Source organism: Myxococcaceae bacterium JPH2, from assembly GCA_016458225.1.
Classification (GTDB): Bacteria; Myxococcota; Myxococcia; order Myxococcales; family Myxococcaceae; genus Citreicoccus.
In genome coordinates this window covers 91,593-105,278 of sequence record JAEMGR010000007.1, presented here as the reverse complement: position 1 = coordinate 105,278, position 13,686 = coordinate 91,593, and the positions used below count along the sequence as shown (strand labels likewise).

General features: G+C 71.0%; 10 protein-coding genes. 6 read left to right on the top strand and 4 right to left on the bottom strand.

The features are described 5' to 3' along the window. Positions 1-72 precede the first annotated feature (72 nt). Positions 73-1,590: an Hsp70 family protein gene (locus JGU66_14045; GenBank protein MBJ6761891.1), complete on the top strand. Its 1,518-nt coding sequence runs from the start codon at positions 73-75 to the stop codon at positions 1,588-1,590. Between the two features lie 9 nt (positions 1,591-1,599). Here JGU66_14045 and JGU66_14040 read toward each other — a convergent pair whose 3' ends face one another. Then, positions 1,600-4,320, bottom strand: a complete 2,721-nt coding sequence (locus JGU66_14040) for a response regulator (protein ID MBJ6761890.1) — start codon at positions 4,318-4,320, stop codon at positions 1,600-1,602. 198 nt (positions 4,321-4,518) lie between these two features. Here JGU66_14040 and JGU66_14035 point away from each other — a divergent pair, with 198 nt between their 5' ends. Beyond that, positions 4,519-7,305 carry a 2-oxoglutarate dehydrogenase E1 component gene (locus JGU66_14035; GenBank protein MBJ6761889.1) on the top strand — a complete coding sequence of 929 codons (2,787 nt, stop codon included), beginning with the start codon at positions 4,519-4,521 and terminating at the stop codon, positions 7,303-7,305. Continuing rightward, positions 7,305-8,192, top strand: a complete 888-nt coding sequence (locus JGU66_14030) for a LysR family transcriptional regulator (GenBank protein MBJ6761888.1) — start codon at positions 7,305-7,307, stop codon at positions 8,190-8,192. The genes JGU66_14035 and JGU66_14030 overlap by 1 nt, the downstream gene beginning before the upstream one ends. A 179-nt stretch (positions 8,193-8,371) precedes the next feature. Here the strand turns inward: JGU66_14030 and JGU66_14025 are convergent, their stop codons facing one another. Continuing rightward, positions 8,372-9,046 (bottom strand): SOS response-associated peptidase, encoded by a 675-nt coding sequence (locus JGU66_14025; protein MBJ6761887.1) that lies wholly within the window; start codon positions 9,044-9,046, stop codon positions 8,372-8,374. Between the two features lie 86 nt (positions 9,047-9,132). Between JGU66_14025 and JGU66_14020 the strand changes: the two genes are divergently transcribed. The 3 genes from JGU66_14020 (at position 9,133) to JGU66_14010 (ending at position 11,753) form a co-directional block, all read left to right on the top strand. After that, on the top strand, positions 9,133-9,354 hold the full coding sequence (locus JGU66_14020) for a hypothetical protein (GenBank protein MBJ6761886.1): 222 nt from the start codon (positions 9,133-9,135) through the stop codon (positions 9,352-9,354). Positions 9,355-9,709: 355 nt separating this feature from the next. Beyond that, positions 9,710-10,096 (top strand): hypothetical protein, encoded by a 387-nt coding sequence (locus JGU66_14015; GenBank protein ID MBJ6761885.1) that lies wholly within the window; start codon positions 9,710-9,712, stop codon positions 10,094-10,096. A gap of 115 nt (positions 10,097-10,211) precedes the next feature. Then, positions 10,212-11,753, top strand: coding sequence for a hypothetical protein (locus JGU66_14010; GenBank protein MBJ6761884.1), 1,542 nt, complete (start codon positions 10,212-10,214; stop codon positions 11,751-11,753). Here JGU66_14010 and JGU66_14005 read toward each other — a convergent pair. Both JGU66_14005 and JGU66_14000 read right to left on the bottom strand, forming a co-directional pair. Then, complete coding sequence (locus tag JGU66_14005; protein MBJ6761883.1) at positions 11,750-12,550, bottom strand: response regulator transcription factor; 801 nt, start codon at positions 12,548-12,550, stop codon at positions 11,750-11,752. The genes JGU66_14010 and JGU66_14005 overlap by 4 nt on opposite strands. Then, entirely contained in the window at positions 12,543-13,667 is a 1,125-nt protein-coding gene (locus JGU66_14000; GenBank protein ID MBJ6761882.1) for a histidine kinase, read from the bottom strand. The genes JGU66_14005 and JGU66_14000 overlap by 8 nt, the downstream gene beginning before the upstream one ends. Positions 13,668-13,686: the final 19 nt, after the last annotated feature.

The following is a 13,686-nucleotide window of genomic DNA, read 5'->3' as shown; positions in this document are numbered from 1 at the left end:
CAGGAGGATGAGCCCGGCGGGCAGGTCGGTCGGGCTGAACCTCGACACGAGACGTGGAAGAGTGGGCCGCGCATGAGCACGAGCGCGGACCCCATCCTCGGCATCGACTTCGGGACCACCAACACCGCGGCGGCCTTCTTCGACAAGACCGGCAAGTTGCGCGTGGTCCCCGTGACGGACAAGAGCTTCACGCTGCCCTCGGTGGCGTGGTTCCACGCGGCGGACAAGGCCATCGTGGGCCACGCGGCGCGGCGGCAGATCATCGACGACCCACGCCACACCATCTTCGGGGCCAAGCGCTTCCTGGGCCGGCGCTTCCAGTCCGAGTACGTGGCGCGCCACCGCGACCGCTTCGCCTTCGAGCTGCTGGAGGCGCCCGACGGCTACACGGCCGCGAAGGTGTACGGCAAGGTGACGACGCTCACCGACGTGGCCCACCTCATCATCCGGCAGATTCACACGCTCGCGTCGCACGCGGCGGGCGCGCCCTTCGCCGAGTGCGTCCTCACCGTGCCCGCGCATGCCAGCATCCGCCAGCGCGAAGCGGTTCGCCACGCCGCGGAGATGGCGGGCCTGAAGGTGCGCGCCATCGTCAACGAGCCGACCGCGGCGGCGCTCTACTACGCCAACCTGCGCAACCCCGAGCAGACGGTGATGGTGTTCGACCTGGGCGGAGGCACGTTCGACGCCACGCTGCTCGCGGTGCAGAACAAGGTGGTGAAGGTGCTCGCCACGGGTGGCGATGCGTTCCTCGGTGGCGCCAACTTCGACGAGCTCATCGCCGAGCGGCTCGTGGACGACTTCCAGCGGCAGCACGGCATCGACCTGCGGCCCAACAAGGTCGTGATGCAGCGGCTCATCTTCGCCGCCGAGTCCGCGAAGATGGCCCTGAGCCAGACCGAGGCCACTCCCATCCGGGTGCCGTGCATCGCGCAGAAGGACGGCGCGTTCATCGACTTCCAGCACACGCTCACGCGCGCGCAGTTGGAGGACATGGTGTTCCAGCTCGTCGAGCGCACCGCCGCCGCGTGCGACGACGTCCTGGAGCGCGCGGGCTTGAAGGCCGAGCAGATCGACGAGTTGGTGATGGTGGGCGGCCAGACGCGCATGCCCGCCATCCGTCAGCGCTTCGCGCACTTCAAGCGCCTGTCCTCGGAGAAGGAGGTCCACCCCGAGCTGGGCGTGGCGGTGGGCGCGGCCATCCTCGGGCGCAATCTGGCGCGCGGAGTCAGTGGGCTCGCGGACGTGGTGCCCATGCCCATTGGCATCATGGTTCCCGGCGGAGGCCAGCACGAGGTCATCCCCGCCAACACGCCGGTGCCCAGCGTGCGCACCGTGGCCGTGGACCTGCCGCCGTGGCCGGGCCCCGTCCCCTTGGCGCTCTTCGAGGCGGTGGATCGCACCACCGTCGAGCGCGAGCTGCTGGGCACCGTGCGCATCGAGCCCGAGTGGCGCGTGGCGAACAAGGGCCCCACCTCGCTGGAGCTGCGCATGGGCCAGGACTTCGTGTTGAGCGCGGCGCTCGTCTCGCAGGAGGGGCGACGCCAGCCGGTCGCCATCGTGGATCCACGGGCACCGCAGCGCGGCTGAGCCCCGCGTTCAGCCCGCCGCGCGAGCCGCCACGCTCGCGCGCAGGGACTCCAGCAGGCGACGCGCCGTGAGCAGCTCGCCCTGGCACTGCTCCAGGCGCTCCGCGAGCCCGTCGAGCTCGCCCGCGTCCGCGCTGCGCTCGACCTCGTGGCACACCGACTCCAGCCCCGTCACGCCGAAGTAGGCCGCGTTGGACTTGAGCGTGTGGGCCGCGCGGCCCAGGTCATCGGGCTGGCCTCGGGCGAGCGCGGCGCGCGCGTCATCCAGCAGCTTGGGCATGCTGTGCAAGGCCGTGTCGATGAGTTCAGGCAGCATCCGCTCCACCTGACCATCCAGCGAGTGCCACAGGCGCGAGAGCGCCGCGGCATCCAGTCCCTCGATGCGGGGGACGACTGGCGCGGACGAGACAGGGGCCGCCTCCAACTTGGGCTGCACGCGACGGAGCGCGGCGATGAGTTCCTCGACGCGGATGGGCTTGCTGAGGAAGTCGTCCATGCCCGCGTCCAGGCACTCGCGACGGTCCGCGGCCATGGCGTTGGCGGTCATCGCGATGATGTGCGGCTGAACCCCGGCGGGGACGTCGCGGCGCACCCGACGCGTGGTCTCCAGGCCGTCCATCTCGGGCATCTGGACGTCCATGAAGACGACGTCGTAGACGCGCTGCTCCAGCGACTGGAGCGCCGCGCGTCCGTTGACGGCCACGTCCGCGCGGTAGCCCAGACGGTCCAACACCAGCAGGGCGAGCTTCTGGTTGGTGGGGTTGTCCTCCACCAGCAGGATGCGCAGCGAACTCATCGCCGCCGGGCGCTCCCCGAAGATGGAGCCCTCGCGGGTGGCGCGGGCCGGCGGGGGCGCGGGCACGCTCGGCGAGGTGTCGTGCGACAGGCACTTCATCACCGCGTCGTAGAGCTGCGAGGACTTCACCGGTCGCGACAGCACCGAGAAGAACAACCCCGGGGGCTGCGCGTCGCGCTGATCAAACGAGGTGAGCAGCAGCAGCGGCAGCTCGCGGACCGCCTCCTGGCCTCGGATGATTCCGGCCAGCGTCGGGCCGTCCAGCAGCGGCATGCGGTGGTCCAGGATGGCCAGGTCGAAGGGACCACCCGACTCGAGTCGCGCCAGGGCCTCGGCGCCCGAGCCCGCCTCCACCGGCTCCATGCCCCAGGACACGAGCTGGCGATTGATCAGCTTGCGGTTGATGGCGTTGTCGTCCACCACCAGCACGCGCCGGCCGCGCAGCACCGGCTGCTCCAGGCGCGGCCCACCCAGCGCGGCCTGAGGCGCGGCGCGCGCGGGCAACAGGAAGTGGAACGTGGAGCCTCGGCCGGGGATGCCCTCGCTCTCCACCCAGATACGCCCGCCCATCATCTCCACCAGCCGCTTGCTGATGGCCAGGCCCAGGCCCGTGCCACCGAAGCGGCGGGAGACGGAGGCGTCCAGTTGGTTGAAGGGTTGGAAGAGGCCCGTGCGCCGGTTCTCGGGGATGCCCAATCCCGTGTCCTGCACGGAGAAGCGCAGCTCGAAGGGGTCGCCCGGCTCCACGGGCGCGCGCAGCACGTCCACGGAGACCACCACCCCGCCCCGCTCGGTGAACTTCACCGCGTTGCCCACGAGGTTGAGCAGCACCTGGCGCAGCCGCGCCGCGTCTCCCTCCAGCAGCGACGGCGTAGCGGCCGCGACGTGGTAGCCCAGGTCCAGGCCCTTCTCGCTCGCGCGCACCGCGAGCAGGTCCAGCACCGACTCCACGCACTGACGCAAGTCGAAGGGATTGGACTCCAGTTCGACGCGGCCGGCTTCAATCTTCGAGAAGTCCAGCATGTCGTTGAGCAACGACAAGAGCGCGTCACCGCTCTGCCGGATGGTCGTCACGAAGTCGCGCTGCTCCGGCGTGAGCGCGGTGTCCAGCAAGAGCCCCGCCATGCCGATGATGGCGTTCATCGGCGTGCGGATCTCATGGCTCATCGTGGCCAGGAACAGGCTCTTGGCCTGGTTGGCCGCCTCGGCCGCCTGACGCGCGCGCTGGAGGTCGGTGATGTCATGGTAGATGGCGATGAAGCCCACCGGCTGGCCGCCCACCGCCACGGGCAGCGCGAGCAGCTCCACGTCCACCACGCTGCCATCCTTGCGCACGCGCTGCGTGACGGAGTGCACGCGGTCCAGCTGCAGCACCTCGCGCGAGGTCTGCTCGGCCACGGGGCGGATGGGCTCTACATTGGCCACCAGGTGGAGGATGTTCCGACCGAGCGCCTCTTGCGGTGTGAAGCCGAACAGCCGCTCCGCCGCGGGGTTCCACGACAGCACGCGGAACTCCCGGCTGATGGTCACGATGGCCACCGGGCTGTTGCGAATCACCGCCTCGCTGAATTCCTTCTGGTGACGCAGCGTGGCCTCTGCCTCCAGGCTGCCCACCAGGTCCCGCAGCATCAGCGTCCAGCCGCACACCTGCCCCGAGGCGTCGCGCTGCGGCACGCTCAAGACACGCAGCGAGCCCGTGGGTGGCCACACCAGCACGGACTCGCGGGGGGCGCTTCCATCGACGTCGGGGGCGGGGGGAAGCCAGCCGGGAAGCACCTGCTCCACCGCCATGCCCAACAGCACCGACCGCTCACCGAAGACGTTCTCCGCCGCGCGATTCACTTCCACGATGCGATGGGCGTGATCGAGCACGAGCACACCGTCTCGCGTGTGCTCGAACACGGCGGCATGTGCGCTGTACGGCAGGTCGGGCAACGCTCCCCCTCGGGGCCTGCGACTCTAAGGCAATCCTGGAGCCCAGACCACGTCAGTGGTGTCCGGAAGCACCGCGCCATCGACTGGGGGCCCGTCCCACCCCACTCCATCCGTCCGGGTCTCCCATGCGCAAGGCGCATGCGAGGCATTCCGGCGCGGGGGCTCCAGCCCGCGGAGACTCGCTCCTAAGGTGGGGACATGGGCAATCCGGACTCCGTCCTCGCCGGCGACCAAGTCGGCTTCCTTGAGTCGATGTATGCGCAATACGTCGCGGATCCGCAGTCCGTCGACGGGAGCTGGGCGGGCCTGTTCGAGCAGTGGGGCGGCGGCCGTTCGCCCGTTGACACCCGACCCTCAGACGGCGCGGCGGGCCCCACGAGCACCTTCGCGGCACGGATCTCCCGGACGATTGACGCATTCCGGCGCCATGGCCACCTCCAGGCCCAGGTGGATCCGCTCCGACGTCGCCGCGCTCGGGCCCCGGATGTCGAAGCGCTCCTCTGGTTGGAGCCCGACGGATTCTCGCCCGCGGAGTTGGAGCAACGCGTGAGCCCTCCGGAGATGCGGCTCGACGCGCCGCTTCCTTGGAGCGAGGTGCTCGGGCTGCTGCGACGGACCTACTGCGGCTTCGTGGGCGTGGAGCTGTCGCAGCTGCCAGACACGCCTCGGCGCTGGCTGTGCGAGCGGCTGGAGAATCCGGCGAACTGGAGCGGCGGCTCTCGCGAGGAGCGCCGGTGGCGACTGGCGCGCGTGTCCGCCGCCGAGGCCTTCGAGCACGTGCTGCACCTGAAGAACTCGGCCGCGCGGCGCTTCTCGCTCGAAGGCGGCGAGAGCCTCATCCCCATGCTCGACGCGCTGCTGGAGACCGCGGGCGGGCTCGGCGTCCAGGAGGTCATGCTGGGCATGGCCCACCGCGGGCGGCTCAACGTCCTGGTCAACGTGCTGGGCAAGCCCCCCGAGGCCCTCTTCAGCGAGTTCCACGGGCCGACCGAGCCAGAGCGCTATCTGGGCCGAGGCGACGTGAAGTACCACCTGGGCGCCTCCACGGATCACGTCACGCGCGCGGGGCAGCGGATCCACGTGTCGCTCGCCTTCAACCCCAGCCACCTGGAGGTCGTGGGGCCTGTCGTCCTCGGCCGTGCTCGCGCCAGGCAGGACCGTCGCGCGGACAGCGGACAGGACGCGGTGCTGCCCGTCATCATCCATGGCGACGCGGCCTTCGCGGGCCAGGGCGTGGTGGGCGAGACGTTCAACATGGCGGCGCTCAAGGGCTACACCACGGGCGGCACCGTGCACGTGGTCATCAACAACCAGGTGGGCTTCACCACGGATCCCTCCGATGCGCGCAGCACGGACTACTGCACCGCCTTCGCGCGCATGCTGGACGCGCCCATCTTCCACGTGAACGGGGATGAGCCCCACGCATGCGCCTTCGTGATGCGGCTGGCCACAGAGTACCGCCAGCGGTTCCACAGCGATGTGGTGGTGGACCTGTGCTGCTACCGGCGCCTGGGCCACAACGAGACGGACGAGCCCCGCTTCACCCAGCCCCGCGAGTACCGGGACATCGAGTCGCGCCCCCGCGTGCGCCAGCTTCACGCCGAGGTGCTCGCCCTCCAGGGCGTGGTGACTGCCGAGGAGGCAGAGGCGCTGCGGCTCGAAGCCGTGCGGCACTTCAGCGAGGCGTATGAGCGCGCGCGCGCGCACAACGCCTATGCCCCGCCCACCACGCTCGAGGGCCGGTGGAAGGACTACCGAGGCGGCGAGGACACGGCGACCCCCGAGGCGCAGATGGGTGTCGCGGAGTCGACACTGCGCGCGCTCATGTCGCGACTGGCGACCGTGCCCGAGGGCTTCCGACTCTTGCGGCAGACCACGCAGGTGCTGGAGCGACGCAAGGACGTGGCGGAGGGGCGCAAGGCCACGGTGAGCTGGGCGGAGGCCGAGCATCTGGCCCTGGCGAGCCTGCTGTCCGAGGGGCACCGCGTGCGGCTCACGGGTCAGGACGCGGAGCGCGGAACCTTCAGCCACCGCCACGCGGTGCTCCATGAGGCCGTCACCGACGCGCGGCATGTTCCGCTCGCCACGCTGGCTCCGGAGGCGGCCCGCTTCGAGGTGTACAACTCGCCCCTCTCGGAGCTGGCGCCGATGGGCTTCGAGTTCGGCTACAGCCTGGATGCGCCGGAGGTGCTCGTCTTGTGGGAGGCGCAGTACGGCGACTTCGTCAACATGGCCCAGCCCATCCTGGATCAGTTCCTCGCGTCCTCCGAGGTGAAGTGGCGCCGACTGAGCGGCCTGACGCTGCTGCTGCCTCACGGACATGAGGGCGGAGGACCGGAGCATTCGAGCGCGCGGCTGGAGCGCTTCCTGGAGCTGTGCGCTGACGACAACCTCCAGGTCTGCTCCCCCACCACCGCCGCGCAGCTCTTCCACCTGCTGCGGCGTCAGGTGCTGCGCCCGCTGCGCAAGCCGCTCGTCATCATGACGCCCAAGGCTCCGCTGCGGCTGCGGCAGGTGGAGTCTCCGCTGGAGGCACTGGCGCGCGGCACGTTCCAACGTGTGCTCGCGGATCCGTCCTCGCCGGAGCCCGCGCAGGTCGACCGGTTGTTGCTGTGCAGTGGCAAGGTGTTCTGGGACCTGGAGGCGGAGCGGACCGCGCGCGCGGACTCGCGCACCCTCGTGCTGCGGCTGGAGCAGCTCCATCCCTTCCCCGCCGCGGAGCTGGCTCGGCACCTTCAGGCCCTGCGGGGCGTCACGGACGTGCGCTGGGTGCAGGAGGAGCCGGAGAACATGGGGGCCTGGGGCTTCGTGCGCCCCAGGCTCTGCGACGCGCTGCGGGCCTCGGGGCTCAGCGTGCCGGACGGCCCCCGGTACGTGGGACGGCCTCGGAGCGCGAGCCCCGCCACGGGAATCGCCGAGGCCCACACGCTCGAACAAGCGCGACTCGTGAACGCCGCCCTGGAGCGGACGCATAATCGCCCGTGATGCTCGAACAGCTCGAAGCCTTCCTCGCGGTGGTGGAGGAAGAGGGAATCACCGCCGCGGCGAAGCGGCTGCACCTGTCGCAGCCCACGCTGTCCCGCCAGCTCCGGGGACTGGAGAAGTCCCTGGGCGCGCAGCTCGTGGTGCGCACCGCGCGCGGCGTGGCGCTCACCGAGGCCGGACGGCGCTACCTGACCTTCGCCCGACAGGCGGTGGACAACCTGCGCGCGGGCGCGGCGGCCGTGGCGGAGGTCACCGAGCGCCCCCAAGGCACCGTCGCGCTCGGCGTCATGGCCAGCGTCACAGCGCAGGTGGCCCCCGCGATGGTGGCCGCATTCCACGCCCGCTTCCCTCACGTCGTCGTCCGACTCACCGAAGGCCTGCCCGACGTGCTCGAGGCCCAGCTCGCCCGAGGGATGTTGGACCTCGCCGTCCTCAACCTGCCGCTCAAGCGCGTGGACCTCGTCATCCAGCGGCTGTGGGACGAGGACTTCGTGCTGCTCGCGCCGCGCGGCCATCCGCTGGGTCGCGCCACTGCGCCCATCGCGCTCGGTGACGCGTGCGGCGAGCCCTTCGTCATCGTGCCCGAGGCGCCCGCCACCGAGGCCCTGCGCCGCGCCTGCGCCGAGCGCGGCCAGTCGCTGCGCGTGGTCGCGGAGACAGACACCGTGGAGAGCCTGCGCCGGCTCGTCGAGGCGGGCCTGGGCGTGGCCTTCGTGCCGGCATTGTTGGCCCGGCAGCCGGGAAACTTCGAGGTCGTCCCGGTGGGCGCTGGCGGGCGTCACCGCGAGGTGGTGCTCGTGCATCGCGGCAATGCCTCGCTCAAGTCCGCGGCGCGCGCGCTCAAGCAGCACATCGTGGAGACGATGCACGGTCCGGGCAGGCCCTGAGCGCGCCCTTCACGCGTGCGCGAGCAGCCGCGCCGTCGAGTCGCGCACCGCCTGTCTTCACCCACTTGCGCAGCCACCCGACGGGGCCCGAGCGCGCGCCCAGGGCCGTGCGCACCACACCCGGGTGCAGCACCGCGACGTCCACCTCGGGCCGCGCGGTCGCCACGTCGCGCGGAGCCTCAGGCGGCCACGCGCGCCACGCACTCCGGCACGTCGTTCGCGGGCGAGTTCACCACCCGCGCCACCTCGTAGGCCTCCAGCGCATCACCCGACGCGGGCACCAGCAGCGGCAGCAGCGCGGCGGACTCCTGCGGCTCGGGGCGGAGCCACACCTCCCGAGCCTCGGGCGCGAGGATGACGGGCATCCGGTCATGGATGGGCGCCATCAAGGCGTTGGGGCCCGTGGTGATGACGGTGCACGTGCGGAGGACTTCGCCCGTGTCCGGCGCCGTCCACTCCTCCCAGAGCCCCGCCAACGCGATGGGCTTCCCGTCTCGGCGACGGAACAGGAACGGAGTCTTGGGCTTGGTGGTCTGCTTCCACTCGTACCAGCCATCCACCAACACGAGGCACCGACGGCGCTTCAGCGCGGAGCGGAAGCTGGGCTTCTCCGCCACCGTCTCCGCGCGCGCGTTGATGAGCTTGTTGCCAATGGAGGCGTCCTTCGCCCACGAGGGGATGAGGCCCCAACGGAACGCATCCAACATGCGCGCGCCGTCATTGGGCACCACCGGCATCTGTTGCGTGGGCGACAGGTTGTAGCGAGGGCGCTCCAAGGAGGCCCGGACCCCGAGGAGGCCAAGCTCCTCGACGAGTTGCTGGGGTGACGTCTGGACGGTGACACGGCCGCACATGGCGCGGAGTATCGCCCCGAGTCCGCCTCAACCCAAGTCCTGGTGTGGACGTACGGACAGTCCGCTCGCGCGGTAGGCTGGAGGGCATGAGCGACGACAAGGTGGCGCCCCAGCCGTTCGGTCAAGTTCGCGAAGTGAAGAAGAACCCCAAGGTGTTCGGGGTCCCCGTGAAGATTGATCCGTACACGTCCGTGCGCCCCTCGCACCCCACGGGCGAGTTCGGGATGCCCACGCCCCCACAGAAGAAGAAGGACGAGGCGTTCGACCCGTTCTCCGTCGTCATCGAGAGCCCCAAGGGCGGGACTTGAAGACTGCTGTACACATGGCCGCTTGAGGTCTTCCCGCGCGGAAGCGGTGGGCTACAACGCCCCCGCCATGAACCGCACCGCCCTCGTCGCCGCCTGTGTCTTCGCCCTCTGCACCGCCTGCAAGGAATCGCCGCGCACGCCGTCGCCCGGCACCTCGGCCGAAGCGGACGCGGGGGCCGCCGCGCCGAGAGAACACGCGGCGTCGCCCCTCGGAGAACCAGACGCGGGGTTGGCCGATGCCGGCCCGGTCGGCACATCGGGCACGGACGCCGGCACCTCGTCGACGTGCTCCGCGAGCGGGATGAGCGCCACGCCGAAGCCGGCGAAGCCCGCCCTGCCCCCGCTGGTGGAAGACATGCGCCGCCGCATCGTCGCGGCCGCGGTGTCCTGTGACTACGCGGAGCTCGCGAAGCTGGCGGACGAACATGGCCGCGGACTGCGCTTCACCTTCGGCAGCGCGCCCGACGTCGCCGCGTACTGGCGCGACATGGAGGAAGCCAAGGGCGATCCCATCCTTGGCCGCCTCGTGCGCGTGCTCAACATGCCTTACGTGAAGCAGGGGCAGCTCTACCTGTGGCCCACCGCCGCGCGCGAGGGCGCCACCGCGAAGGAGTTCGATGCCCTCCAAGGGCTCTATCCCGAGGTGCAGGTGCGCTCCATGAAGAAGGCCAAGAGCTACCTGGGCCTGCGCGTGGGCATCAGCCCCTCGGGTGACTGGCAGCTCGCGGTCAGCGGCGACTGAGGGCCCTCCCCGTCCTCTGCCGTTCACCGCGCGCGACGAACCGTTCGCCGCACGCCGCCGCGCGCTCGCTGCATGCCCCCGAGCGACAGGTTCGAGGTGCGCCATCGTCCGGCGCATGAGAACCCCGCTCTTCTGCGTCATCACCCTCCTCCTGCTCGCGCGACCGGCCTCGGCCTCGGACGCGGTCGCTCGGGCCCACGTCCAGGCCGCCTTGGAAGCCATGGGCGGCGAGGCGCGCCTCCGGAACCTCGGCAGCCTGCGCCTGCAGGGCGTGGGGCACTGGAACCTGCTGGAGCAGTCCGAGCGCCCGACTCCGCCGTTCCTCGTCGCCTACGAGCAGTTCGACGAGGTGCGCGACCTGCGGCGGGGACGACTGCACCAGCACTGCGAAGCCCGAGGCGCCCCGCTCCCCACGTGGACCCCACTCAGCCAGGTGTTCGTCGACGGAGTGGCGGCCATGGAGCGAGAGGGACAGATGCGTCCCGCGGGCACCGCGCAGGCCCAGGACCTGCGCGAGCGACTCGACACCGCCCCTGAGCGCGTGCTCCTCATCGCGCTGGACGCAAGCGACCTGCGCGCCGAACCGGACGCGGTGATGCAGGACGTCCCGCACCACGTGGTGGCCTTCCGTCAGGGCGCGGCGCGCGTGCGCCTGTTCCTCAACGCGAACACCGCCCTGCCCACCGCCGTGGAGCGCGTGGAGGCCCACCCCGAGGACCTGTTCTGGAACATCTGGGGTGACGTGCGCACGGTGCTCACCTTCCAGTCGTGGTCCCTGGAGCCCGGTGGACTGCGCTATCCGCGCGGCTGGGATTGGGAGCGCAATGGCGTCGCGTACCACTCGCAGACGGTGACCGCCGTGACGCTGGATGCGCCGCTCGACGAGAAGGTCTTCGCCGTGCCCGAGGCGGTGACGAAGGGCTTCGCTGAGCGCGCCACGCGCACGCTGGAGGGAATGCCCCTGGGCCTGCCAGGGAGCGCGCCCGTCGAGGTCGCGCCCGGCGTCGTGCAGATTCCTGGGCGATGGAACGTGGCGCTCGTCCAGCAGGAGGACGGCATCGTGGTGCTGGAGGCGCCGCTCACCTCGGGCTACTCGGCGAAGGTGATGGAGGAAGTCGCCAGGCGGTTCCCCGGCCAGAAGGTGAAGGCCGTGGTCTCCACCAGCGACGCGTGGCCACACATCGGCGGTCTGCGCGAGTACGCCGCGCGCGGCATTCCCTTTCAAGTGCTCGACCTCAACCGCCCGCTGGTCGAGCGCCTGTTGAAGGCGCCGCGCCTCACCGTCCCCGACGCACTCGCCCGAGCCCCGCGCGCCGCGAAGCTCCAGGCCCTCTCGCGCCGCACCGTGCTGGGCACGGGCAAGAATCGCATTGAACTCATCCCCGTCCGCACCGAGACGGGCGAGCGCATGCTCTTCGCGTGGCTGCCGGAGCACCGCTTGCTCTACACCAGCGACCTGGTTCAGCCCGCGCAGACCGGGGCGCTCGCCATGCCGCAGCAGCTCGCCGAAACGCAGGAGGTCGCCGCTCGCGAGAAGCTGGAGGTGGGCCGCGTCTTCGGCATGCACCTGGGCCCCACGGACTGGGCCACGCTCGTCCAGGCCGTGGAGCAAGCCCGCGCACCCGTCGCGCCGCCCACTCCGCCGTCGGGCGGCTAGCGAGCCCGGCCCAGTCGCCGCTCCAAGTGCTCGCGGCGACTGCGGCTCACCGGCAGCCGCTGCCCCGAGTCCAGCACCACCACCTGCTCGGTGGGGCTCGGGCGGTGCACCTCCCGGATGCGCTCCAGGTTCACGAGCGCCGAGCGGTGGATGCGCACGAAGCGCTCGGGATCCAACCGCGCCTCCAGCGCGGACAGGCTCTCGCGCAAGACGTGGGACTTGTCGCCCGCGTGGAGCGTGACGCAGTAGTCGTCCGCTTCGATCCACTCGATGTCCGCGACGGACACCAGCACCGAGCGCGTCCCCACCCGCACGAGCAGCCGCTCCGGTGACTCAGCCTGTCGTGGCGAGGCCGGAGTCACCGTGGGCGCAGTCGGTGTCTCGGCAAGCAGTGACGCGAGCTTCCGCCCCAGCTCCGCCGCCTCGCCCACGCGCAGACGCTGCCGCGCGCGCGCCAGCGCCGCGTCGAATCGCTCGTCCGCGAAGGGCTTCACCAGATAGTCCACCGCGTGCACGTCGAAGGCGCGCACGGCGAACGCATCGAACGCGGTGACGAAGATGACCGCCGGCATGTGCTCCGGTCCCACCGCGCGCAGCACCCCGAAGCCATCCAACTCCGGCATCTGCACGTCGAGCAGCACCAGGTGAGGGCGCAGCGCATGGATGGACTCCACGGCCTCGCGACCATCGCGACACTCGCCGCAGACCTCGACATCCGGATGGCGCGCGAGGGCCTGCCGCAGTCCCTTCCGCGCCAGCGGCTCGTCATCCACCAGCAGCACCCGCAGCTCAGGCATGGGCGGCCTCGGCGGACCGCGACTCCCAGACCAGGGGCAGCAGGACGCGCGCCTCGGTGCCAGTGCCCGGCGCAGCACTGACGCTCAGCACACCGGCCTCGCCATAGAGCTGAGACAGGCGAGCCCGCGTGTTCGCCAATCCAATGCCGGAGCTACGCGCCGCATCGAATCCCTGAGGCAATCCAGGACCATCGTCGCGCACCACCAACTCCAAGCGCTCGCCGTCTCGTCGCGCCTGGATGGCCAGCGCGCCCGCAGCGGTTCGCGCGCCAATGCCGTGTCGCAAGGCGTTCTCCACCAAGGGCTGGAGCACGAGGTACGGGACGCGCGCCGTCATCAACTCGGGCGCCACGTCCCATTGCACGCGCAGCCGGTCCGCGAAGCGCAACCCCTGGAGTTCCAGATAGCGCTCGAGCACCGCCACCTCTTCGCGCAGGGTGACCTCCTGCGCCGCGCCCTGGCGGAGGAACTGCCGGAGCAGCTCACTCAGCTGGACGAGCATCCGCGCCGCCGCGTCCGTCTCGCGCTCGCGCACCAGCACGACGATGGCGTTGAGCGTGTTGAAGAGGAAGTGCGGGTGGAGCTGTGCCTGGAGTGCCTGGAGCCGCGACTCCGAGAGCTGCGCGGCCAGCCGCGCCGCCTGCTGCTCCTGCGCGCGCGCCCGCTGGGACTCTCCTTGCGCGTGGGCCAGCGCCAGCACCGCGGCCTGCGCCATGGCCATCATCGGGAGCCACCCGAGCCACGAGCGCAGGAAGTACGACAGGAACGGAGGCATGGCCCCCGACGGCATGAGGCCGAACTGAAGGCCGCACGCCGCATAGACGAGCGCGAACCCACCGCTGATGCCACCGAGCGCCAGGAGCTGAACGAGCACGGCCTGAGCACGCAGCGGGCGCTTCAGTTGCCACATCCGCGCGAGCGCGAAGAGCCACGGCGTGGCGGGCACCCACACGTACCAGGCGGGAGCCTGCGAGCCGAAGGCACGCCACAGCGGCAAGTCGCCGCGACGAAAGGTGTACGTCTCCAGGACGGAGGACAGCGCCGGCACCGACCACACGGTGACGAGCCATGCCCAGCGGCGCCAGGAGCGCTCGGGTGCGACGACGGAAGAGGACACGGTGCTCCGAACTCTACCG

What these genes read in the sequence shown, in the direction of transcription:
- JGU66_14045 (MBJ6761891.1), top strand. Translation starts at nt 73, where the DNA reads ATGAGCACGAGCGCGGACCCCATCCTCGGCATCGACTTCGGGACCACC.
- JGU66_14035 (MBJ6761889.1), top strand. Translation starts at nt 4,519, where the DNA reads ATGGGCAATCCGGACTCCGTCCTCGCCGGCGACCAAGTCGGCTTCCTT.
- JGU66_14030 (MBJ6761888.1), top strand. Translation starts at nt 7,305, where the DNA reads ATGCTCGAACAGCTCGAAGCCTTCCTCGCGGTGGTGGAGGAAGAGGGA.
- JGU66_14025 (MBJ6761887.1), bottom strand. Translation starts at nt 9,046, where the DNA reads ATGTGCGGCCGTGTCACCGTCCAGACGTCACCCCAGCAACTCGTCGAG.
- JGU66_14020 (MBJ6761886.1), top strand. Translation starts at nt 9,133, where the DNA reads ATGAGCGACGACAAGGTGGCGCCCCAGCCGTTCGGTCAAGTTCGCGAA.
- JGU66_14015 (MBJ6761885.1), top strand. Translation starts at nt 9,710, where the DNA reads ATGCGCCGCCGCATCGTCGCGGCCGCGGTGTCCTGTGACTACGCGGAG.
- JGU66_14010 (MBJ6761884.1), top strand. Translation starts at nt 10,212, where the DNA reads ATGAGAACCCCGCTCTTCTGCGTCATCACCCTCCTCCTGCTCGCGCGA.
- JGU66_14005 (MBJ6761883.1), bottom strand. Translation starts at nt 12,550, where the DNA reads ATGCCTGAGCTGCGGGTGCTGCTGGTGGATGACGAGCCGCTGGCGCGG.